19 protein-coding genes and 2 tRNA genes are annotated in these 21,409 nt (G+C 72.9%); 6 read left to right on the top strand and 15 right to left on the bottom strand.

The features are described from left to right. Window positions 1–18 precede the first annotated feature (18 nt). Window positions 19–546, top strand: coding sequence for an SUKH-3 domain-containing protein (locus ACFVUY_RS31495; RefSeq protein WP_359910060.1), 528 nt, complete (start codon window positions 19–21; stop codon window positions 544–546). Window positions 547–580: 34 nt separating this feature from the next. Here ACFVUY_RS31495 and ACFVUY_RS31500 read toward each other — a convergent pair whose 3' ends face one another. Next, window positions 581–1,846, bottom strand: a complete 1,266-nt coding sequence (locus ACFVUY_RS31500) for a sensor histidine kinase (protein WP_380539354.1) — start codon at window positions 1,844–1,846, stop codon at window positions 581–583. A gap of 259 nt (window positions 1,847–2,105) precedes the next feature. On the opposite strand from ACFVUY_RS31500, the gene ppc reads away from it, so the two are divergent. Further along, window positions 2,106–4,904: a phosphoenolpyruvate carboxylase gene (gene ppc / locus ACFVUY_RS31505; protein WP_387735664.1), complete on the top strand. Its 2,799-nt coding sequence runs from the start codon at window positions 2,106–2,108 to the stop codon at window positions 4,902–4,904. Window positions 4,905–4,987: 83 nt separating this feature from the next. Here ppc and ACFVUY_RS31510 read toward each other — a convergent pair whose 3' ends face one another. The 6 genes from ACFVUY_RS31510 to ACFVUY_RS31535 form a co-directional block, all read right to left on the bottom strand. Further along, window positions 4,988–5,311 (bottom strand): hypothetical protein, encoded by a 324-nt coding sequence (locus ACFVUY_RS31510; protein ID WP_387692591.1) that lies wholly within the window; start codon window positions 5,309–5,311, stop codon window positions 4,988–4,990. 145 nt (window positions 5,312–5,456) lie between these two features. Further along, the gene (gene pth / locus ACFVUY_RS31515) at window positions 5,457–6,035 is read right to left on the bottom strand and encodes an aminoacyl-tRNA hydrolase (protein WP_359827726.1); all 579 of its coding nucleotides are present in this window, start codon (window positions 6,033–6,035) and stop codon (window positions 5,457–5,459) included. A 189-nt stretch (window positions 6,036–6,224) separates the two neighbouring features. Next, window positions 6,225–6,812, bottom strand: a complete 588-nt coding sequence (locus ACFVUY_RS31520; RefSeq protein WP_387692595.1) for a 50S ribosomal protein L25/general stress protein Ctc — start codon at window positions 6,810–6,812, stop codon at window positions 6,225–6,227. A gap of 280 nt (window positions 6,813–7,092) precedes the next feature. Continuing rightward, window positions 7,093–8,070 carry a ribose-phosphate diphosphokinase gene (locus tag ACFVUY_RS31525; RefSeq protein WP_387692597.1) on the bottom strand — a complete coding sequence of 326 codons (978 nt, stop codon included), beginning with the start codon at window positions 8,068–8,070 and terminating at the stop codon, window positions 7,093–7,095. Window positions 8,071–8,272: 202 nt separating this feature from the next. Continuing rightward, a complete protein-coding gene (glmU, locus tag ACFVUY_RS31530) occupies window positions 8,273–9,727 on the bottom strand; it encodes a bifunctional UDP-N-acetylglucosamine diphosphorylase/glucosamine-1-phosphate N-acetyltransferase GlmU (RefSeq protein ID WP_380539344.1) in 1,455 nt (484 codons plus the stop codon). 143 nt (window positions 9,728–9,870) lie between these two features. Further along, window positions 9,871–9,941: transfer RNA gene (locus ACFVUY_RS31535), tRNA-Gln, on the bottom strand. 248 nt (window positions 9,942–10,189) lie between these two features. Between ACFVUY_RS31535 and ACFVUY_RS31540 the strand changes: the two genes are divergently transcribed. Next, window positions 10,190–11,248, top strand: coding sequence for an acyl-CoA desaturase (locus ACFVUY_RS31540; RefSeq protein WP_387735668.1), 1,059 nt, complete (start codon window positions 10,190–10,192; stop codon window positions 11,246–11,248). 212 nt (window positions 11,249–11,460) lie between these two features. Then, window positions 11,461–12,063: a TetR/AcrR family transcriptional regulator gene (locus ACFVUY_RS31545; RefSeq protein WP_359899730.1), complete on the top strand. Its 603-nt coding sequence runs from the start codon at window positions 11,461–11,463 to the stop codon at window positions 12,061–12,063. Window positions 12,064–12,108: 45 nt separating this feature from the next. Here the strand turns inward: ACFVUY_RS31545 and ACFVUY_RS31550 are convergent, their stop codons facing one another. Next, window positions 12,109–12,906: a methyltransferase domain-containing protein gene (locus ACFVUY_RS31550; protein ID WP_387692603.1), complete on the bottom strand. Its 798-nt coding sequence runs from the start codon at window positions 12,904–12,906 to the stop codon at window positions 12,109–12,111. A 111-nt stretch (window positions 12,907–13,017) separates the two neighbouring features. Between ACFVUY_RS31550 and ACFVUY_RS31555 the strand changes: the two genes are divergently transcribed. Next, on the top strand, window positions 13,018–13,515 hold the full coding sequence (locus ACFVUY_RS31555; RefSeq protein WP_360351434.1) for a MarR family transcriptional regulator: 498 nt from the start codon (window positions 13,018–13,020) through the stop codon (window positions 13,513–13,515). Between the two features lie 48 nt (window positions 13,516–13,563). On the opposite strand, the gene ACFVUY_RS31560 is transcribed toward ACFVUY_RS31555, so the two are convergent. From ACFVUY_RS31560 to ACFVUY_RS31580, 5 genes are all read right to left on the bottom strand, one after another. Continuing rightward, the gene (locus tag ACFVUY_RS31560; RefSeq protein ID WP_387735768.1) at window positions 13,564–14,586 is read right to left on the bottom strand and encodes a LuxR C-terminal-related transcriptional regulator; all 1,023 of its coding nucleotides are present in this window, start codon (window positions 14,584–14,586) and stop codon (window positions 13,564–13,566) included. Window positions 14,587–15,037: 451 nt separating this feature from the next. Then, window positions 15,038–16,015, bottom strand: coding sequence for a UDP-glucose 4-epimerase GalE (galE, locus tag ACFVUY_RS31565; protein ID WP_387692607.1), 978 nt, complete (start codon window positions 16,013–16,015; stop codon window positions 15,038–15,040). 141 nt (window positions 16,016–16,156) lie between these two features. Next, window positions 16,157–16,825, bottom strand: coding sequence for a LuxR C-terminal-related transcriptional regulator (locus ACFVUY_RS31570; RefSeq protein ID WP_387692609.1), 669 nt, complete (start codon window positions 16,823–16,825; stop codon window positions 16,157–16,159). Between the two features lie 173 nt (window positions 16,826–16,998). After that, a tRNA-Thr gene (locus tag ACFVUY_RS31575) sits at window positions 16,999–17,071 on the bottom strand. 170 nt (window positions 17,072–17,241) lie between these two features. Beyond that, window positions 17,242–17,703: a winged helix-turn-helix transcriptional regulator gene (locus ACFVUY_RS31580; protein WP_387692611.1), complete on the bottom strand. Its 462-nt coding sequence runs from the start codon at window positions 17,701–17,703 to the stop codon at window positions 17,242–17,244. A 203-nt stretch (window positions 17,704–17,906) separates the two neighbouring features. On the opposite strand from ACFVUY_RS31580, the gene ACFVUY_RS31585 reads away from it, so the two are divergent. Then, complete coding sequence (locus tag ACFVUY_RS31585; protein ID WP_387735670.1) at window positions 17,907–18,503, top strand: flavodoxin family protein; 597 nt, start codon at window positions 17,907–17,909, stop codon at window positions 18,501–18,503. 51 nt (window positions 18,504–18,554) lie between these two features. Here the strand turns inward: ACFVUY_RS31585 and ACFVUY_RS31590 are convergent, their stop codons facing one another. Continuing rightward, the gene (locus ACFVUY_RS31590; protein ID WP_387735672.1) at window positions 18,555–19,937 is read right to left on the bottom strand and encodes an MFS transporter; all 1,383 of its coding nucleotides are present in this window, start codon (window positions 19,935–19,937) and stop codon (window positions 18,555–18,557) included. 148 nt (window positions 19,938–20,085) lie between these two features. Next, complete coding sequence (locus ACFVUY_RS31595; protein WP_387735674.1) at window positions 20,086–21,378, bottom strand: S8 family serine peptidase; 1,293 nt, start codon at window positions 21,376–21,378, stop codon at window positions 20,086–20,088. Between the last annotated feature and the right edge of the window lie 31 nt (window positions 21,379–21,409).

The following is a 21,409-nucleotide window of genomic DNA, read 5'->3' on the forward strand; positions in this document are numbered from 1 at the left end:
TCCGTCCTGAACCCGCCGATCCCGTCCCCACCGGCCACCCTCTCCCCCGCCGGCACCCGGACCCGCCCGCGCTTCCCCGCCGACGTCGCCGCCGAGCTCAAGGCGGCCGGCTGGCACCCCGGCCGCTGGGAGATCCGGCAGGCCGAGGAGTGGGCCGACGCCCTGGCCGGGTACGGCGCGCCCGCCGGCGTACGGCACGCGGTGTTCCCGGCGGCGGTGGAGGCCTGGGCCGAGTTCGGCGGCCTCGCCTTCGACCTGTCCGGCCCGGGCCGCCAGCTGGCCCGCACGCCGTTCCTGATCGACCCGCTGTGCGGGCTGCACCAGCCGCGCACCCTGCTCGACCTGGGCCGGGCGCTGGGCACCCGGCTGGCCCCGCTCGGCGAGGAGGCGTACGGGCAGGCGCTGCTGGCCGTCGACGAGGAGGGCCGGGTCTACAGCCTGGACCACACCGGCGAGTGGTTCCTCGGCCACGGCATCGACCAGGCGATCTCCACCCTCGTCCTGGGCACCGCCCCCGAGCGGCTGCGCACCGCCGAGGAGTACTGACGGCCGGGGGCCGGGGACGGCACAGCGCAGCCGCTCAGCGCAGCCGCTCGGCCCGCACCGCCAGCCGGGACGGCAGCACCGCCTCGATCCGGAACCCCCCGTCCGCCTCCGGCCCGGAGGAGAAGGTGCCGCCCAGCGCGATCACCCGCTCCCGCATCCCGACCAGCCCGTTGCCGCCGCTGGGCAGCTTCGCCGCGCCCCGCTCCCCGCCGGGGCAGGCGTTCACCACGGCCACCCGCACCCCGTTCGGCGCGTACGAGAGCAGGACGGACACCTGGGCGCCGCCCGCGTGCTTGTGCGCGTTGGTCAGGCCCTCCTGGACGACCCGGTAGGCGGTCTGCTCGGCCTCGCCGGTGAACTCCTGCCGGCTGCCGCTGACCGTCAGGGTCACCGCCATCCCGGCCGCGCGGGACTGGTCGACCAGCCGCGGCAGCCCGGCCAGCGAGTCCGGCTCCGGCTGCCGTTCGTCGTCCATCCGCAGCACCCCGAGGATCTCGCGCAGTTCGTTCAGCGCCTGCCGGCCCACCTCGCCCATCAGCTTGGCGCTCTGCGCCGCCTTGTCCGGGTCCTTGCCGGCGATCCGCTCCAGCGCCCCGGCGTGCACCACCATCAGGGACACCCGGTGCGCCACCACGTCGTGCATCTCCCGGGCGATCCGGGTGCGCTCCTCCAGACGGGCCCGGCGGGCGCGCTCCTGCGCCTGCTCGGCCAGCAGGTCCAGCTCGGTCTCCAGGCCGTGGGCGCGGTCCTTGAGCGACTCGATCAGCCGCCGCCGCGCGCCGACGTACAGTCCGGTCACCACCGGGGCGACGGTCAGCCCGACCGACACCAGCAGCGACAGCAGGATCTGACCCCACAGCGGCGGCGGGTCCATCATGTCGCCGGGCGTCATCAGCGACACCGCCATCACCGCGGCCGCCTCGGCGAAGGCCAGCCCGGACAGCGCCACCACCCGCCGCCGGCGCGAGGGCCACTCCCAGGTCGAGGCCAGCGTGTACAGCGCCACCACCAGCAGCACCACGCCCAGCATGCCGGGCATCACCAGCAGCGTCACCAGTACCGGGACGGCCGGCCAGCGCCGGCGCACCACCAGCGAGCCGCCGGCCAGCGTGCCGAGCACGGCTATGCCGACCGCTCCCGCGGTGCTGACGTGTATCCGGGCGGAGAGGAAGGCGATCGTGCTGGCCGCGCACTCCACCGCGGCGAGCAGCCCCAGCCCGACGTCCAGGAAGGCGCTGCGCGGCCGCTTCCACCACCAGAACCACCGGACCGGCATGCGCTCCCCAGGCGACTTGCTCATGCCCCACAGCGTAAGCGGCAACCCCCTCCCCTCCCCACCGGGATCTCCCGGCACACCCCCCGAAGCCGTCAAGTGGTCCAGACCACAGGTGGTTTTCGGCAGCCCTGTCCGCCATCCGGCCACCTCGCGGACAGCACCCGCCCCGACACCTATGCTGGTCGCGTCGGACAGCGCGGTCCGCACGCGTCACACCCGCCACACCCGTGTGGACCTGTGGCGATGAGCCGTTGCCGAACCCCACCACCAGAGGGAGCCAGCCGTGACCGCTCCGGTCCCCACCCCGGCGGACAGCCCCACGCCCGTCGTCGCCGACAACGCCGCCCTGCGTGCGGACATCCGACGCCTCGGCGACCTGCTGGGCGAGACGCTGGTCCGCCAGGAGGGCCCCCAGCTGCTGGGCCTGGTCGAACAGGTCCGCCTGCTGAGCCGCACCGACGGCGAGGCCACCGCCGAACTCCTCTCCGACATCGACCTGGACACCGCCGCCAAGCTGGTCCGGGCGTTCTCCACCTACTTCCACCTCGCCAACGTCACCGAGCAGGTGCACCGCGGCCGCGAGCTCGCCACCCGCCGCGCCCGGGAGGGCTCGCTGCTCGCGCAGACCGCCGACCAGCTCGCCGAGGCCGACCCCAAGCACCTCCAGAACACCCTGGCCCACCTCGCGGTCCGCCCGGTCTTCACCGCGCACCCCACCGAGGCCGCCCGCCGCAGCGTCCTCAACAAGCTGCGCCGGATCGGCGAGCTCCTCGACCGCATCCACCGCGACGAGGTCACCTCCGGCCTGGCCGCCGCCGACCAGGCCCGCACCAGCAGCGCCAAGCGCTCCGCCGACCGCCGCCTGGCCGAGGTCATCGACCTGCTCTGGCAGACCGACGAGCTGCGCATCGCCCGCCCCGAGCCCACCGACGAGGCCCGCAACGCCGTCTACTACCTGGACGAGCTCTACCGCGAGGCCGTCCCCGAGGTCCTGGAGGAGCTGCACGAGGAGCTCGCCCGGGTCGGCCTGAGCCTGCCCGACGGCGTGCGGCCGCTCACCTTCGGCACCTGGATCGGCGGCGACCGCGACGGCAACCCCAACGTCACCCCGCAGGTCACCTGGGACGTCCTCAACCTCCAGCACGAGTACGGCATCAAGGACGCGCTCTCCGCGATCGACGACCTGCGCAACACGCTCTCCACCTCCGAGCGGCTGGCCGGCGCCTCGGTCGAACTGCTCGCCTCGCTCAACACCGATCTGCACCTGCTCCCCGAACTCAGCCCGCGCTACAAGCGGATGAACGCCGAGGAGCCCTACCGCCTCAAGGCCACCTGCATCCGGCTCAAGCTGGAGAACACCCGCGAGCGGCTGGCCGGCGGCACCCCGCACGTCGAGGGCCGCGACTACCTCGGCACCCGCGAGCTGATCGCCGACCTGCGGCTGATCCAGGACTCGCTGCGCGCCCACCGCGGCGAGCTCATCGCCGACGGCCGCCTCGCCCGCGCCATCCGCACCGTCGAGGCCTTCGGCCTGCAGCTCGCCACCATGGACGTGCGCGAGCACGCCGAGGCCCACCACCACGCCCTCGGCCAGCTCTTCGACCGGCTCGGCGAAGAGGCCTGGCGCTACGCCGACATGCCCCGCGAGTACCGGCAGAAGCTGCTCGCCAAGGAGCTCCGCTCGCGCCGCCCGCTCGCCCCCACCCCGGCCCCGCTGGACGAGGCCGGCACCAAGACCCTCGGCGTGTTCAACACGATCCGCCAGGGCTTCGAGCGCTTCGGCGACGAGATCGTCGAGAGCTACATCATCTCCATGTGCCAGGGTGCCGACGACGTCTTCGCGGCCACCGTGCTGGCCCGCGAGGCCGGTCTGATCGACCTGCACGCCGGCATCGCCAAGATCGGCATCGTGCCGCTGCTGGAGACCACCGACGAACTCCAGCAGGCCGACCGCATCCTCGACGAGATGCTCTCCGACCCGTCCTACCGCCTGCTCGTCTCGCTGCGCGGCGACGTCCAGGAGGTCATGCTCGGCTACTCCGACTCCTCCAAGTTCGGCGGCATCACCACCTCCCAGTGGGAGATCCACCGCGCCCAGCGCCGCCTGCGCGACGTCGCCCACCGCTACGGCATCCGGCTGCGCCTGTTCCACGGCCGCGGCGGCACCGTCGGCCGCGGCGGCGGCCCCTCGCACGAGGCCATCCTGGCCCAGCCCTGGGGCACCCTGGAGGGCGAGATCAAGGTCACCGAGCAGGGCGAGGTCATCTCCGACAAGTACCTGCTCCCCTCGCTGGCCCGGGAGAACCTGGAGCTGACGATCTCCGCCACGCTCTCCGCCTCCGCGCTGCACACCGCCCCGCGCCAGGCCCCCGAGTCGCTGGCCCGCTGGGACGCCGCGATGGACCAGGTCTCCGAGGCCGCCCACACCGCCTACCGCGGCCTGGTCGAGCAGGAGGACCTGCCGAAGTACTTCTTCGCCGCCACCCCGGTCGACCAGCTCGCCTCCCTGCACCTGGGCTCCCGCCCGTCCCGCCGCCCCGACTCCGGCGCCGGCCTGGACGGCCTGCGGGCCATCCCGTGGGTGTTCGGCTGGACCCAGTCCCGGCAGATCGTCCCCGGCTGGTTCGGCGTCGGCTCCGGCCTCGCGGCCGCCCGCGCGGCGGGCCTCGGCGGCGTGCTGGACGAGATGTACGGCGAGTGGCACTTCTTCCGCAACTTCCTGTCCAACGTCGCCATGACGCTGGCCAAGACCGACCTGCGGATCGCCCAGCACTACGTCGAGCAGCTGGTGCCCGGCGAGCTGCGCCACGTCTTCGACGAGATCAAGGCCGAGCACGCGCTCACCCTGCGCGAGGTGCTGCGGCTCACCGGCGAGAACGAACTGCTGGAGCACAACCCGGTGTTGAAGCAGACCTTCGCCGTCCGCGACGCCTACCTCGACCCGATCTCCTACCTCCAGGTCGCGCTGCTGCGCCGCCAGCGCGAGGAGCTCTCGGCCGGGCGTCAGGACGACCCGCTGCGCGCCCGCGCGCTGCTGCTGACCGTCAACGGCATCGCCGCCGGCCTGCGCAACACCGGCTGACGGCCGCCCGAGAACGGCCGATGGGCCGGTGTCCCGTCCGGGACACCGGCCCATCGCCGTGAGGTTCCTGATCCGCGCGGGTGCTACTCCGCCGCCTCGCCCGCGCGCCTGCGCTTCAGCCACAGCGCCGCGCCGCCGGCCGCCACCACCAGGCCGCCGCCGACCGCCAGCAGCCCGGCGTCGGGGCCCATCGAATCGCCGAGCACCGGGCCGAACTGCGCCGCCGCCGGCTCCGGGGAGACCGCCGGGTCCGACTCGGCCACCGGCTCCGCGTGCGCCAGCGCACCGCTCGACAGCAGGACGCCGGCCGCCCCCAGCGCACCGGCCGTACCGACCCGCCGCCCGAGCCGCTTCAGCTCGACCACCCGGCCCCGCCGCACTCGGCGGACCGGACGCAATCCCCGCATCGAGAACTCCCCAGGACTCGTTCGCGTACCCGGTCGACGCTATCCGATCCCGCACGGGGTTCTCACACCGATTCAGGTGTGGACGGGCAAGCGTTGTACGACCGTTGCGTACCCGCACACGGTCCTGACGGACGGTCAGCGGCGATCAGGAGTTGTACGTGCCCTGGGCCCGCTCCAGCCCCTCGGACAGCAGCGCCTCCACCGCGTCCGCCGAGCGGTCCACGAACCACTCCAGCTCCTTGCGCTCGGTCGAGGAGAAGTCCTTCAGCACGAAGTCCGCGACCTCCATCCGGCCCGGCGGACGGCCGATCCCGCAGCGCACCCGGTGGTAGTCCGGGCCCAGCGACTTGGTGATCGACTTCAGGCCGTTGTGGCCGTTGTCCCCGCCGCCCAGCTTCAGCCGCAGCGCCGCGTAGTCGATGTCCAGCTCGTCGTGGACCGCGATCAGCGCCGAGGCCGGCGCCTTGTAGAAGTCGCGCAGCGCCGTCACCGGCCCGCCGGAGAGGTTCATGAAGGACATCGGCTTGGCCAGCACCACCCGCTTGCCCGCCAGCCGTCCCTCGGCCACCTGCGCCCGGCTCTTGTGCGCCTTGAACCTGGCGCCCATCCGCTGCGCCAGCAGGTCCACCACCATGAAGCCGATGTTGTGCCGGTTCCGGGCGTACTGCTCCCCGGGGTTGCCCAGCCCCACCACCAGCCAGGGGCCGTCGTAGTCCTCGCTCATGCGCCCACCTCGCTGCGCTCGGCGGCCGCTTCGCGGACCGCGCACCTCTCCATGGCTCGCTCGCTGCGCTCGCTCACGCTTCTCTCCTCGCCTTCGCGCTCGACGTCATCATCCCGGACACACCGCTGCCCCGGTCGCTCCAGCGGGAGCGACCGGGGCAGCGGTCTCAGCTATTGGGCGTCAGGAGGCTCAGGCCTCGGTGCCCTCGGCCTCGGCGGCCTCGTCCTCGACCGGGGCGGCCTGGGCGGCGATGACCTGCAGCACGACGGCGTCGGCGTCGACGGCCAGCGAGACGTTGGCCGGCAGGACGATGTCCTTGGCGTGGATGGAGGCGCCGGCCTCCAGGCCCTCGACGGAGACGGTGACCGACTCGGGCAGGTGGGTGGCCTCGGCCTCGATCGGCAGGGACTGCAGGACGTGCTCCACCAGGTTGCCGCCCGGGGCCAGCTCGCCCTCGGTGTGGACCGGGATCTCGACGGTGACCTTCTCGCCGCGCTTGACCAGCAGCAGGTCGACGTGCTCGATGGTGCGCTTGATGGCCTCGCGCTGGACGGCCTTCGGCAGCACGTACTCGTCCTTGCCCTCGATCGGCACGACCAGCAGGGCGTTCGGGGTCTTCAGGGCCATCATCAGGTCGTGGCCGGGCAGGTTCAGGTGAACCGGGGCGTGGCCGTGGCCGTAGACGACACCGGGGACGAAGCCGGCGCGGCGGGCACGACGGGCGGCACCCTTGCCGAACTCGGAACGGGTCTCAGCGGCAATACGGATCTCGGACACGACTGCACTCCTCGTGGAAATGGCGCGGGGGTGCAGGCAACGCGAAAAACCGCCGGGACCACACCCTCAGTACGTTCGGGGGTCACTCGGCGGCAACGGCCTGCCGGGCGGACGGGAGTCCGGCACCGGCAGCGCGTCGATCACGGATCGGGCACCCGTCGAACGGGCACACGGCATCCCTCGCCGAGCAGTTTCACGAGTCTAACCGCACCTGCGGCCTCCCGCGAAATCGGCGGCGGCCCCGGTCCGGACGGACCGGGGCCGCCTGCACGGGCCTTCGTCAGTGCACACCCTCGAAGAGGCTGGTCACCGAGCCCTCCTCGAAGACCTCGCGGATCGCGGCGGCGATCGACGGGGCGATGGAGAGGGTGGTGATCTTGTCCAGCTGGAGCTCCGCCGGGGTGGGCAGCGTGTTGGTGAACACGAACTCGCTGACCCGCGAGTTCTTCAGCCGGTCCGCGGCCGGGCCGGAGAGGACACCGTGGGTGGCGGCGACGACGACGTCCGCGGCGCCGTTGTCGAACAGCGCGTCGGCCGCGGCGCAGATGGTGCCGGCGGTGTCGATCATGTCGTCGACCAGCACGCAGACCCGGCCCTCGACGTCACCGACGACGTCGGCCGACAGGATGGTGTTGGCCTGGGTGATGTCGCGGCGCTTGTGGATGATCGCCAGCGGGGCGTCCAGCCGGTCGCACCACTGGTCGGCGACCTTCACCCGGCCGGCGTCCGGCGAGACGACCGTCAGCTTGGAGCGGTCGACCTTCCCGCCGATGTAGTCGGCCAGCAGCGGCAGCGCGAACAGGTGGTCCACCGGGCCGTCGAAGAAGCCCTGGATCTGCGCGGTGTGCAGGTCCACGGCCATCAGGCGGTCCGCGCCGGCCTGGCGCAGCAGGTCGGCGATCAGCCGGGCCGAGATGGGCTCGCGGCCGAGGTGCTTCTTGTCCTGGCGGGCGTAGCCGTAGAACGGCAGGATCGCGGTGATGCTCTTGGCGGAGGCCCGCTTCAGAGCATCGATCATGATCAGCTGCTCCATGATCCACTGGTTGATGGGAGCCGTGTGGCTCTGCATCACGAAGCAGTCCGCGCCGCGCGCGGAGTCCAGGAAGCGGACGTAGATCTCGCCGTTGGCGAAGTCCAGGGCCTTGGTGGGGACCAGCTCGGTCCCGAGTGCCGCGGCCACCTCCCCCGCCAGCTCCGGGTGGGCACGGCCGGAGAAGAGCTTCAGCTTCTTCTCACCCGACGTCGTGATCCCGCTCACTGCACCGTCTCCTCGCGTTGCGAACGCTGAACCCTCGACCCGGTGGCGGGCAGGCAGGGCCCGCTCGTGGCACGGGTAGGGGAATTGTCGGTACGCCTGGACACGGGCGGTAAGCCCAGTGGCGCACGTATGTCCCCAAGGTTACGCGCCCGCGCAGAAACCGTCCGCCTCGGGACCGCCCCCGGCCCCCCGGCCCGGCCGCTCAGGCCTGCTCGGCGCCGTCCGCCGCAGCCTGCGCGGCCTGCGCGGATGCCGTTCCGGGGCGCTTGCGCTCGACCCAGCCGTCGATGTTGCGCTGCGTGGCCCGGCTCACACCGAGTGCCCCGGCCGGGACGTCACCGGTGATCACCGAGCCGGCGGCGGTGTAGGCGCCGTCACCGATGGTGACCGGCGCGATGAACATGTTGTCCGAGCCGGTGCGGCAGTGCGCGCCGATGACCGTGCGGTGCTTGTTCACGCCGTCGTAGTTCACTGTGACCGAGGCCGCGCCGACGTTGGTGCCCTCGCCGATCGTCGCGTCGCCGATGTAGGACAGGTGCGGCACCTTGGCGCCCTCGCCCAGCTCGGAGTTCTTCACCTCGACGTAGGTGCCGACCTTCGCCTTGCGGGCCAGCCTGGCGCCGGGCCGCAGGTAGGCGTACGGACCGGCGGTGGCCAGCTCGCCCACCTCGGCGCGGTCGGCCGTGGTGTTGCTCACCCGGGCGCCGGCGCCGACCAGGGTGTCCTTGAGGGTCGAGTTCGGGCCGACCTCGCAGCCCTCGCCCAGGTGCGTGGCGCCCTGGAGCTGGGTGTTCGGCAGCACCACGGCGTCCGGCTCGTAGCTGACCTGCACGTCGAACCAGGTGGTCGCCGGGTCCACCACGGTGACGCCCTCGCGCATCGCCCGCTCCAGCAGGCGGTCGTTCAGCAGCCGGCGGGCCTGCGCCAGCTGGACCCGGTCGTTGATGCCCAGGATGTCCCGGTGGTCCTCGGCCACCACGGCGCCGACCCGGTGACCCGCCTTGCGCAGGATCTCCAGGGTGTCGGTCAGGTACTCCTCGCCCTGCGAGTTGTCCGTGGTGAGCTCGCCCAGCGCCGCGGTGAGCAGCTTGGCGTCGAAGGCGAAGACGCCGGAGTTGATCTCGGTGATCGCGCGCTGGGTGGCGCTGGCGTCCCGCTCCTCGACGATCGCGGCGACGGTGCCGTCCTCGTCCCGCAGGATGCGGCCGTAGCCGAAGGGCTCCGGGACGACGGCGGTCAGCACGGTGACGCCGTTCTGCTGGGCGATGTGCGCGTCGGCCAGCCGGCGCAGGGTCTCCCCGGTCAGCAGCGGCGAGTCGCCGGCGGTGACGATGACCGTGCCGTCCAGCGCCACGCCGTCGGCGGCCAGCGACTCCAGCGCGGTGCGCACCGCGTGCCCGGTGCCGTTCTGCTCCACCTGCACCGCGGTGCGGGTGGCCGGGTAGTGCTCCGCCAGGTGCGCCTCGACCTGCTCGCGCTGGTGGCCGACCACCACGACCAGCTGGCCGGGCGTCAGCTCCCGGGCCGCCGAGACCGCGTGACCCACCAGCGAGCGCCCGCACACCTCGTGCAGCACCTTGGGCAGCTTGTTCGACTTCATCCGGGTCCCGCCACCGGCGGCGAGCACGACAACGGCGGCAAGCGAATTGGCACCCATGCGGGGAGGCTCCTCGGTAAGTTCACAGAGAGGGCAGAGCAGGCCCGGCCCGGACCCAGGCCGGTCGCCATTCGCACAGTCCGCCGAGCAGCACCGACAATACCGGCGCGAGGGAAAACGCCCGAACCCGAGGCGTGCAGAGGCTCCGCCGCTAGGATTCGAACCCAGACAAAGGCCTCCAAAGGGCCCTGTGCTGCCATTACACCACGGCGGACAGTCGTGTCAGACCCTACCGGAGAGGGCCCTGCCGTGGGTATCGACTTGCGTCGATCCGCGGGCCCGATTACGCCCCCGGCGACCGAACGCGCCGGGCCCCCGGTTCATCCATCCAGTCGGGTGAATTCACTCAAGCGCCGCGCGGCGGAGTGTTCCCCTGGACACGGAGCGCAACCTACGATGCCGTAGGTTACGCCAACGTAGCTCCGCTTCCCTCCCGCTCCGGGACGCCGCAAAGGGACCCCCATGACCATCCAGGCCGGCGAGACGCGCGCGGGGAACGCCGCGTCCCGCACCCCGTCCTCCGACTCCGATCCCGCCGATCCCACCGGTCCGGCCGAACCGGCCCCGATCACCCGGACCGTCGGGACCGCCGACGCCGACGCCGCGGCCACCCGGCTGTCCGCCACCCGTGGCGGGGAGAAACAGGGCCTGGCCGAGCGGATCGCGCTCTCCCTGTTCATCCTCGTGCCGTTCACCGCCCTGGTCGCCGCCGTCCCGGTGGCCTGGGGGTGGGGACTGGGCTGGACGGACCTCGCGATCAGCGTCGCGATGTACTACCTCACCTGCCACGGCATCACCATCGGCTACCACCGCTACTTCACCCACGGCGCCTTCAAGGCCAACCGCCCGATGCGCCTGGCGCTGGCCATCGCCGGGAGCCTCGCGGTCGAGGGCCCGCTGGTGCGCTGGGTGGCCGACCACCGCAAGCACCACCGGTTCAGCGACAAGGACGGCGACCCGCACTCGCCGTGGCGCTACGGGGAGAGCGTCCCGGCGCTGATGAAGGGCCTGTGGTGGGCCCACATGGGCTGGATGTTCGACGAGGAGCAGACCTCGCAGGCCACGTACGCCCCCGACCTGGTGCGCGACCCGGCCATAAGGCGGATCTCCCGGCTGTTCTGGCTCTGGACCACCATCTCGCTGCTGCTGCCCGCGCTGATCGGCGGCCTGGTGAGCCTGTCCTGGGAGGGGGCGCTCTCCGCCTTCTTCTGGGGTTCGCTGGTCCGGGTGGCGCTGCTGCACCACGTCACCTGGTCGATCAACTCGATCTGCCACGCCGTCGGCCGCCGCCCGTTCCGCTCCCGGGACCGCTCCGGCAACGTCTGGTGGCTCGCCGTGCTCTCCTGCGGGGAGTCCTGGCACAACCTGCACCACGCAGACCCGACCGCGGCCCGGCACGGGGTGCTGCGCGGGCAGATCGACTCCTCGGCCCGGCTGATCCGCTGGTTCGAGCTGGCCGGCTGGGTCCGGGACGTCCGCTGGCCGGACGCGCAGCGGATCGCCGCCCGCCGCGCCGCATGAGGCGGCGCTTCCAGCATGATGTAGGGGTGAACGGGAGCAGCGCAGACAGCACAGGCGGTCACCACGGCACGCGGACGGACGCGGCGCCCGCCACGGCGCCGGCCCGTCCGCGGGCCGCTGCACCGGCGGCCGGCACCGGCGACAGCGGTCCGGACCGGGGCGCCGGCGGCGGCTCGACCGCGGCCCCGCGCCGCCGGGGCGGCCGGGTCCGGATGACCGGCAAGCAGCGGCGCGAGCAGCTGCTGGAGATCGGCCGGACGGTCTTCGCCGAACGCGGCTACGACGGCACCTCGGTGGAGGAGATCGCCGAGCGCGCCGGAGTGTCCAAGCCCGTGGTGTACGAGCACTTCGGCGGCAAGGAGGGGCTGTACGCGGTGGTCGTCGACCGCGAGATGCAGCTGCTGCTGGACATGGTGACCGGGGCCCTGACCGGCGGGCACTCGCGCGAGCTGCTGGAGCAGGCGGCCTTCGCGCTGATGGACTACATCGACACCTCGACGGACGGCTTCCGGATCCTGGTCCGGGACTCCCCGGTCGCCCAGTCGACCGGCACCTTCGCCTCGCTGATCAGCGACATTGCCACGCAGGTCGAGGACATCCTGGGCCTGGAGTTCAAGTCCCGCGGCTTCGACGCCCGGCTGGCCCCGATGTACTCGCAGATGCTGGTCGGGATGGTCGCGCTGACCGGGCAGTGGTGGCTGGAGGTCCGCAAGCCGGACAAGGCGACGGTGGCGGCGCACCTGGTGAACCTCGCCTGGCACGGGCTGGAGGGCCTGGAGCGGCACCCGCGGCTGGTCGGCGAGCGCACGGCCTGACCGGCCGGGGCCGGAACGCCCCGGCCCGGCCACGGCACGCCCGGCTCAGCCCGATCGCCCGGTCCCCACGGCGAAGATCCGCCGGAACGGGAACACCGTCCCGTGCGGCCCGGCCGGATAGGCCTCTCGCAGCAGCCGCCCGTACTCGGCCAGGAAGGCCGCCCGGTCCGCCGGGTCGGCGAGCCGGGTGAGGACCGGGCGCAGCGCGGTGCCCTTGACCCATTCCAGGACCGGGTCCGGCCCCGGCAGAAGGGTCAGGTAGGTGGTCTCCCACACATCCGGGAGGCAGCCGGCGGCGGCCAGGGCGTCGAGGTAGCGCTCGGGCGGATGGACGCCGGCCCGTACGGCCTCCTCGCCGAGCGCGTCCCGCCAGCGGGCGCTGCGGCGCAGGTCGGCGAGCAGGGTGTGACTGGGGGCGTCGAAGTTGCCGGGCACCTGGAAGGCGAGCACCCCGCCGGGTCCGAGGGCGTCCGCCCAGCGCGGCAGCAGCGCCAGGTGTCCGTCCACCCACTGGAGGGTGGCGTTGGAGACGATCAGGTCGGGCCCGGCCGGGGCCGGGTCGTAGTCGCGGGCGTCGGCGAGCAGGTACTCGGCGTCGGGCTCGCCCTCGCTGCGGGCGGTGGCCAGCATCGGGGCGGAGTTGTCGACGCCGGTGAGGCGGGCCCGCGGCCAGCGCTCGCGCAGCACGGCGGTGGAGTTGCCGGGGCCGCATCCGATGTCCAGGATCACCTCGGCACCGGGGTGCGGGAGGGCGGGGACGCGGGCGAGCAGGTCGCGCAGCGGGCGGGTGCGTTCGTCGGCGAAGCGCAGGTACTGCGCCGGGTCCCAGACGGGGGTGGTCATGGTTCACCTCGCATGTATCTCGACATCAAGATATCTCGCGGTAGCCTCTCTGGCACATTTCTCGACGTCAAGAGACTTCACATCGACACATCCACCGATACACTGATCGTCATGGAGGACGAGGTCGACAGGCTGGTCGCAGCATGGCGCCGGGAGCGCCCCGACCTCGACGTGGAGCCGCTGGAGGTGCTCAGCCGGGTCAGTCGGCTCGCCCGGCACCTGGACCGCGCCCGCCGCACCGCCTTCGCCGAGCACGGCCTGGAGCCCTGGGAGTTCGACGTCCTGACCGCCCTTCGGCGGGCCGGCTCCCCCTACCAGCTCTCCCCCGGCCAGCTGCTCACCCAGACCCTCGTCACCTCCGGCACCATGACCAACCGGATCGACCGGCTCACAGGCAAGGGCCTGGTCAAGCGCCTGCCCGACCCGGACGACCGGCGCGGCGTACTGGTCCGGCTCACCGACGACGGCCGCGACCGCGCCGACCAGGCGCTCGCCGGACTGCTCGCGCACGAGCGCGAACTGCTCGCCCAGCTCACCTCCGGCCAGCAGACCGAACTCGCCGCGCTGCTGCGGCTGCTGGTCGCCCCGTTCGACAACATCCCGGGCTGACGACGACCCCCGGCTCCCGGCCCGTGGGCCCGCCTCGCAGGTCCCGGCTCAGGGCCGTTCGACGGTGCCGACCACCGAGGGCGGCGGGGGCACGGCCGGCTCGGCCGGGCTGACCCCGGCCCGGCGGGCGACCGCGACGGCCGCCAGCGTGGAGTGCACCCCGAGCTTGCCCAGCACGTTCTGCATGTGCGTCCGGACGGTGTGCGGCGACAGGTAGAGCCGCTCCGCGACGGCCTGCCGGCCGAGACCCGCGACCATGCAGCGCAGGATCTGCTTCTCCCGCGGGGTCAGGGTGTCCACCAGCCGCTCGCTCTCGGTGCGGTCCCGCCGGGCGGTGGTGAGCTCGCGGATCACCCCGGTGAGCAGTGCGGGCGGCAGATGCGTCTCGTCCCGCAGCACGCCCCGGACCACCGCGAGCAGCCGGGCCAGCGAACTCTCCTTCGCCACCCAGCCGGTGGCGCCCGCGTGCAGGGCGCGGGCGGCGCGGTGCGGGTCGTCGGCGGTGGCCAGGACGATCGCGCGCAGTCCGGGATGGGCGCGGCGGAGGCGGGCCAGCAGGGAGATGCCGTCGGGCGGCTGGGCGGAAGGTCTGAGCTGGTCGCCCCGCAGCGGGTCCACCGCGGACCGGGCGACCGGTGGCAGGCCGCCCGACAGCGGAACCGGCAGCCCCGGCGGTACGGCCGCCCGGCGCGGCTGCGGCACGGGCGGGGCGGCACGACCGCGCCGGGCCTCGTCGCCGTGCTCCGCGGCCGGCCGGCGGCGGGCGTGCGCCCCGACTCCCGGTGCTCCCGGTGCTCCCGGTGCTCCCAGTACTCCCGACGCGCCGTGCGGACCGGAGCCTCCGTACGGTCCGGCGCCTCCGTACGGACCGGCGGCTCCGGGCCCGCCGGGTAATCCGGCCGGGCCCGCTGTTCCGATCGGCCCGGCCGCACCGGCGGCGGCGCCGACACCCGACGCCTCGACGCCGAGGTCGGCGTCGATCAGTGCCACGTCGTAGGCCCGGCCCTCGCCGGCCGCGCGCTCCAAGGCCCGCTCGGCGGCGGCCGCGCTGCCCGCCGCCCCCACCTCCACGTCCGGCTCGGCGGCCAGTGCCGCGGCCAGCGCCTCGGCGAAGATCCGGTGGTCGTCGACCACCAGGACGCGAATCCGCCCCATAGTCCCTCCCCCTGCTCAGACCGCCCGAGCCCGGGGACGGGAACCGGCCCGGCATCCACGTTCCGGACCCGCCGTTCCGCCCGCCCACCGGTGGCCGGTGAGGCCGAACGGTCGCCGGCCCCCACCGGTACCGCACTCAGCCTACGGGGCGGGAAACGCGCTCGTGGCGATTCGGTGAAGTTTCGTCAGAAGATGCGTGAGTGGCCGGACTTGGACCGTCCGGGGCCGTTCCGGGCGCCGCTCCCGGAGGCTCCCGGAGACTCCCGGAGGCCCCTGGAGCGACGCCCCGCGGCGGCCGGTCCGGCCGTCACTCACCGGCCGTTGCTCACCGGCCGCCACTCACCGACCGCTGCTCACCGGCCGTCACTCACCCGCCGTTCTTCGCCAGGGTGAACTTCCAGGCGTCGGCCACGATCTCGTCCAGGTTCGAGCGGCGCGGGGTCCAGCCCAGCGTCTCGTGGGCACGGGCGGCCGAGGCCACCAGCACCGCCGGGTCACCGGCCCGGCGGCCCTCGACCCGCACCGGGATCTCCCGGCCGGTGACGCGCTGGACCGACTCGATCACCTCGTGCACCGAGAAGCCGCTGCCGTTGCCCAGGTTGCAGATCAGGTGCTCGCCCGGCTCGGCCGCGTCCAGCGCCAGCAGGTGCGCCTCGGCCAGGTCGGCGACGTGGATGTAGTCCCGGATGCAGGTGCCGTCCGGGGTCGGGTAGTCGTCGCCGTACACCGCGATGTGCGGACGCTGCCCCAGCGCGGCCTGGAAGACCAGCGGAATCAGGTGCGACTCGGGGTCGTGCCGCTCACCGAACGCGACACCGGACGAACTGCCGTACGCACCGGCCACGTTGAAGTAGCGCAGCGAGACGGCGGCCAGGCCGTGGGCGACGGCCTCACCGGTGATCAGGTGGTCCACGGCGAGCTTGGTGGCGCCGTAGGTGTTGGTCGGCGCGGTGCGGGCGGTCTCGGCGATCGGCACGGCCTCCGGCTCGCCGTAGGTGGCGGCGGTGGAGGAGAACACCAGCTTGCGCACACCCGACGCGCGCATCGCGCTGATCAGCTCCAGCGAACCGGCCACGTTGTTGCGCCAGTACTTCTCCGGGTCCGCGACCGACTCGCCGACCTGCGAGGACGCGGCGAAGTGCAGCACGCCGTCGAAGGAGCCGTCCAGCACCTTGTCGGCCTCCTGGATCCGGCCCTCGACGAACTCGGCACCGGCCGGGACACCCTCGCGGAAACCGGTGGAGAGGTCGTCCAGGACGGTCACCCGGTGACCCGCCTCCAGCAGGTGGGCGGCGACCACACTGCCGACGTAGCCGGCGCCACCCGTGACCAGGTACTTACTCATGTTGCGACCTCCAGCGAACGACGGTCCGCCCGTTCGGGCGGAAGCCATCGACGGAATGCGTACGACTGGGGTCATTCTCCCAATGCCACCGGGGTGCTCCGCGCCACACGGGCGACTGCTTCCAGCCTTCTCACCAAGTCCTCAACCGCCGGCCATCCGTTCCAGCAGGCCGGTGCGCGCCGCCACCGCGGCCGCCTCCAGACGGGTCCGCGCGCCGAGCTTCATCAGCACCCGCTGGACGTGCGTCCGGGCGGTGCTCGCGGCGATCCGCATCCCGGAGGCGATCGCCGCGGTGTCCTCGCCGTCCGCGATCCGGGCCAGCACCTGCACCTCACGGCGGGTCAGCAGCCGCAGCAGCCGGACGGCCTCGTCGTCCGGCTCGACCGCCGGGCGCAGCAGCTGGTCGAAGGCCCCGCGCAGAATGTCCACCGCGACCGCGGCCTCGCCCGCGCGCGCCCGCCCGATGGCCCGCTCGACCACCTCGATCCGCTCGTCGCTGGGCACGTACCCGGCCGCACCGGCCGCGAACGCCCCTGCCACTCCGCGCAGTTCACCCACCGGACCGAGCACGATCACGGCCACCTCGGGACGCTCCCGGCGGATCCGGCGCAACCCGTCGAAGGCCCCCGACTCCCCCGGCGCGGCCACCCCCAGCAGACAGACCTCGGGCCGCCGTCCGACCACCAGATCGGCGGCGACGGCGGCCGGGGAACCGACCGCGAGCACCCGGTGGCCGCGCAGTTGAAGTGCGGTGGCCAGCGCCTCGGCCAGCAGCCGGTGGTCGTCCACCACCACGAGTCGAACACCCATGACGCCCTCCAGGTCGGGGTCCGGCTCGCGCCCGCACCCCTCGGGCGGGCGGCCGATGACGCACCATCACAGCGCATTCCGTACCCGACCCGCTAGGCCGGGGCGTATCGGCGGCACGGAACCGGCCGGAGAACGCGAAAGACCCCCGCCGCCAGGCGAGGGTCTTTCAGTTGAGCCCCCATGCGGAATCGAACCGCAGACCTTCTCCTTACCATGGAGACGCTCTACCGACTGAGCTATAGGGGCTTGCTCGCTTGCCCGGGTGTTTCTCCCGGCCGCTCGAACAAGGAAGACATTACACGGCTCCGGGCCGGGAAGGGAAATCGGCCTCCGCCCGGAGCACTCCGCCGGTCCTGGCCTCGCCGCGGACGATCCGGCCCGCGCCGCGGAGCGGTCCTGGCCTCGCCGCGGCCGGCTCAGTCCTCGCCGTGGGCCGCGTCGAACTCCTCGCGGGCCACCACCATCCGCCCGGCGCGATGCTCTGTCCACCGGCCGACCGGCGCGAGCAGCTCGGCCAGTTCACGACCGAGCGGCAGCAGGTCGTAGACCACTCGCGGCGGCGTCTCCGGGAAGACCGTACGGAGCACCAGTCCACTGCGCTCCAGGTTGCGCAGGGACTGGGTGAGCATCTTGCGACTGACCCCGCCGACCCCGCGCTGGAGTTCGGAGAAGCGCTGCGGCCCGCAGCCGAGGAGGCTCATCAGGATCAGCATCGACCACTTGTCGGCCAGCTCCGCGAACACGTCGCGGCTGGGACAGAGTCGGGCGAACACGTCGTACTCCTGCCCATCCCGACCTTCCCGCTCGTCCTGCTCGTCCCGCTCGTCCTGCTCCGCGGGCTGTCCGGGCCGGACCCGGGCCGCTTCCTCCGTCGTCATGCCTCCAGGGTAGTCCCGAGGTCTCCAATCCACCCCTGGTAACCAATAGAGACCTGGTCTATATTGGAGACCAGCCGAGGCCGGGGCCGCGGGCCATCACAGTGCGCCCGGCTCTGCCCGGCTCTGCTCTGCCCTGCCCCGTCCCGTCCCCATGCCTGCCCGCCGGCCTCCGCCGGCCCGCGCCCGTCCCCCTGGAGTGCCGCATGACCGCCGTCCGTCCGACCGTCGCCCTCGCCTACCACTCCGGCTACGGCCACACCGCCGTGATCGCCGAGGCCGTCGCCCGCGGCGCCGCCGCCGCAGGTGCCGAGGTCCTCTCGATCGCCGTCGACACCATCACCGAGGAGCAGTGGGCGCAGCTGGACGCCGCCGACGCGATCGTCTTCGGCTCCCCCACCTACATGGGCACCGCCTCCGGCGCCTTCCACGTCTTCGCCGAGGCCACCAGCAAGCGCTGGTTCACCGACGCCTGGAAGGACAAGGTCGCGGCCGGCTTCACCAACTCCGCCTCCAAGAGCGGCGACAAGGCCGGCACCCTCGCCTTCTTCCAGACCCTCGCCGCCCAGCACGGCATGAGCTGGGTCAACCTCGGCCTCAAGCCCGGCTGGAACGCCACCACCGCCTCCGAGGACGACCTCAACCGGCTCGGCTTCTTCAACGGCGCCGCCGCCTCCTCCCCGTCCGACGCCGGCCCGGAGGCCGTCCACAAGGCCGACATCGCCACCGCCGAGCACCTCGGTGAGCGCGTCGCCCGGCACACCGCCGTCGTGCTGGCCGGCCGCGCCGCCCTGGCCGGCTGAGCCCCGGGCGACCGCGTCCGCCCGCGGGCGATCAAGCCCGCCCACGGCTGCCTACGCCGCCGGGTCCGCCCCCAACCGGGGCGCCCGGCGGCGTTCGCCGTCCGCGGACCCGTCCGCCAGGCCGTCCACCGACCCGTCCACCGAGCCGCCCACCGACCCGAGCTCCGCGCCGGTGTTCTCCGGCAGCATCCGCAGACACCCCAGGGCCAGCACACCCAGCACCGCCAGGTACCAGCCCACCGGCTGCGCCGTCCCGTACGCCCCGGTCAGCCGGGTGGCCACCAGCGGCGTCGTCGCCCCGCCGACCACCCCGCCCAGGTTGTACGTCAACGCCGCGCCCGTGTAGCGCACCCGGGTCGGGAACAGCTCGGGCAGAAACGCCGCCAACGGCCCGAACATGGCGCCCAGCACCACCATCGCCCCCGCCAGCGCCACGAACATCAGAGGCTGGCTCACCGTCTCCAGCAGCGGGAACAGCACCAGCGACCAGACCGCGGCCAGGCCCGTCGCCCACCGCAGCGTCCGCCGCCGCCCCCACCGGTCACTGCACGAGGCACTCAGCCACACCGTCGCGGCCATGCCCGCCGCGCCGACCAGCAGCATCGACAGCACCAGCGTGCTCGCCACCCCGAGCCCGGTGGTCGCGTACGCCAGGGCGTACGTCGTGGTCAGGTAGAACAGCGCGTACCCCACCGTGATCGCCCCACCGCCCGCCAACACCGGGCGCCAGTGCTCGCGCAGCACCTCCAGAACCGGCAGCCGCTCCCGCCGCACCCCCGTGCGGAACAGCGGCGACTCCTCGACCCGCAGCCGGACGAACAACCCCACCGCAACCATGACGAACGAGGCCAGGAACGGCACCCGCCAACCCCACGCGCGGAACTCCCCCTCGTCCAGGACGAGTTGCAACGCCAGGAACACCCCGTTCGCCAGCACGAACCCGATCGTCGGCCCCAGCTGCAGGAACCCCCCGTACCGCCCCCGCCGCCCGACCGGCGCGTTCTCCGCGATCAGCAGCGCCGCCCCGCCCCACTCCCCACCCAGGCCGACGCCCTGACACACCCGCAGCACCACCAGCACCGCCGGCGCCCACCACCCCCACACCCCGAACCCCGGCAGCAGCCCCACCCCCGCCGTCGCCAGCCCCATCAGCAGCAACGACACCACCAACGTCGCCCGCCGCCCCGCCCGGTCCCCGAAGTGCCCGAACACCACCGCCCCCACCGGCCGGGCCAAAAACGCCACCGCGTACACCGAGAACGCCGCCAGCAGCGCCCCCACCGTGCCCAGCCCGGGAAAGAACACCGGCCCGAACACCAACGCGGCCGCCGTCCCGTAAAGGAAGAAGTCGTAGAACTCGATCGCCGTCCCGATCAGCGCCGCAGCCGCCGCCCGCCGCACCTGCCCGACCCGCCCAGCATCCTCCGCATCCATACCACCACCCTCACCACCCCCACCCCACCCCACCAGCCGCCACCCGAGTGACCCCGGCGCACCCCCACCGCCCTCGCGCCCCCACCACGCGCGAAGGGCGCCAGGCTTCCCTGGCGCCCTTCGCGCACGGCCCTGCTCGCGCAGGGGACTACCTCGCGTACGGATTGTCCTCCGGCGACACCGGCGACTGGTACGACGGCAGGGACGGCGGCGGCACCTGGACCAACTCCGGCTGTGCGACTGGCTTCCGACGCCGCATCACCACGAACACCACGCCCGCCACCAGCACCAACCCGGCCGCCACACCCCCCACGATCGGCAGCGCACTGCTCGAACCCGACGACTTCCCCGCCTCCGGCTGCGCCGACGGCGCACCAGCGGCCACATCGGTCGGACTCTCCAACGGAACCGGCACCGCCGACGCAGGAGCGGACGCACTGGCCGAGGGCGCAGGAGCTGCCGTCGGCGCAACCGAGCCGACCGGAAGCGGCGACACGTTGGCAGGACCAGGGTCCCCCGGATCCGTCAATGCAACACGCGGGCGCACCGCACCGTAGCCGATGAGGTCGTTGCGACCAGCCCCGTCATTCGCCTTTCCGGCGGTGTTGATGAGCACCCGCAGGACCTGGTTTCCTGTCCAGTTCGGATGCGCCGCCCACACCAATGCCGCCGATGCCGACACCACGGCAGTCGAGTCCGATGTGCCGTGGCTCTTGCAGTAGCCCGTGGACGATGTGCAAGCCGCAATCATGTCCACTCCAGGCGCTACGAGTGCGACCTGTGGGCCCCGCTCGGACTCCGCCGTGACAGTGCCGTTCCGGTCCGATGCTCCGACGCCGATCACCCCGGGAAGCGCGCCGGGATACTCGACCGGATTCCCCTTCTCGGCCTCGTTCCCGACGGCAGCGAATACCAGGACTCCCTTTTCCCTGGCCGCCGCGATGATCCCGTTGAATTTCGCCACATCCGCCGGGAAAGCCGTTACCGCATCAATCCCTTGCGAAATGTTGACAACCTTCGCTCCCTGCTCGACAGCATAGTTGACGGCCTGGCCGATCTGGCCGAGGAAGTCGGTCGAAACGACCGACCCGACCTTGCCGGTGTTGATCTTCAACGGAAGCACCTTGGCGCCGGGCGCCAGCCCCTGCGCGCCGGCCCCTCCGTTTCCCCTGCCCGTCCCGGCGATGAAGCTGGAGATAGCCGTGCCGTGGCCATCCGAGAACGAACCCACACCGCCAGGACTTCCGCTGAAATCCTGGCCGGGTAGAAATTGACCGACCAGGTCCGGGTGGTCCAGCTTGAACCCGCCGTCGATGACTGCGACCGTGACATTCGCTCCTTTGGAGACCTTCCACATCTCCGGAGCATGCATCGCGTCCAAATGCCACTGAGCAGCACGAATCGAGCCATCGGCGGCGGCCGGTGTCACCGCGGTCCCCACCACGCACAGGCTCACAGCTCCAAGAGCCGCA

The organism is Kitasatospora sp. NPDC058063 (assembly GCF_042885395.1).
Lineage (GTDB): Bacteria > Actinomycetota > Actinomycetes > Streptomycetales > Streptomycetaceae > Kitasatospora > Kitasatospora lactacystinica.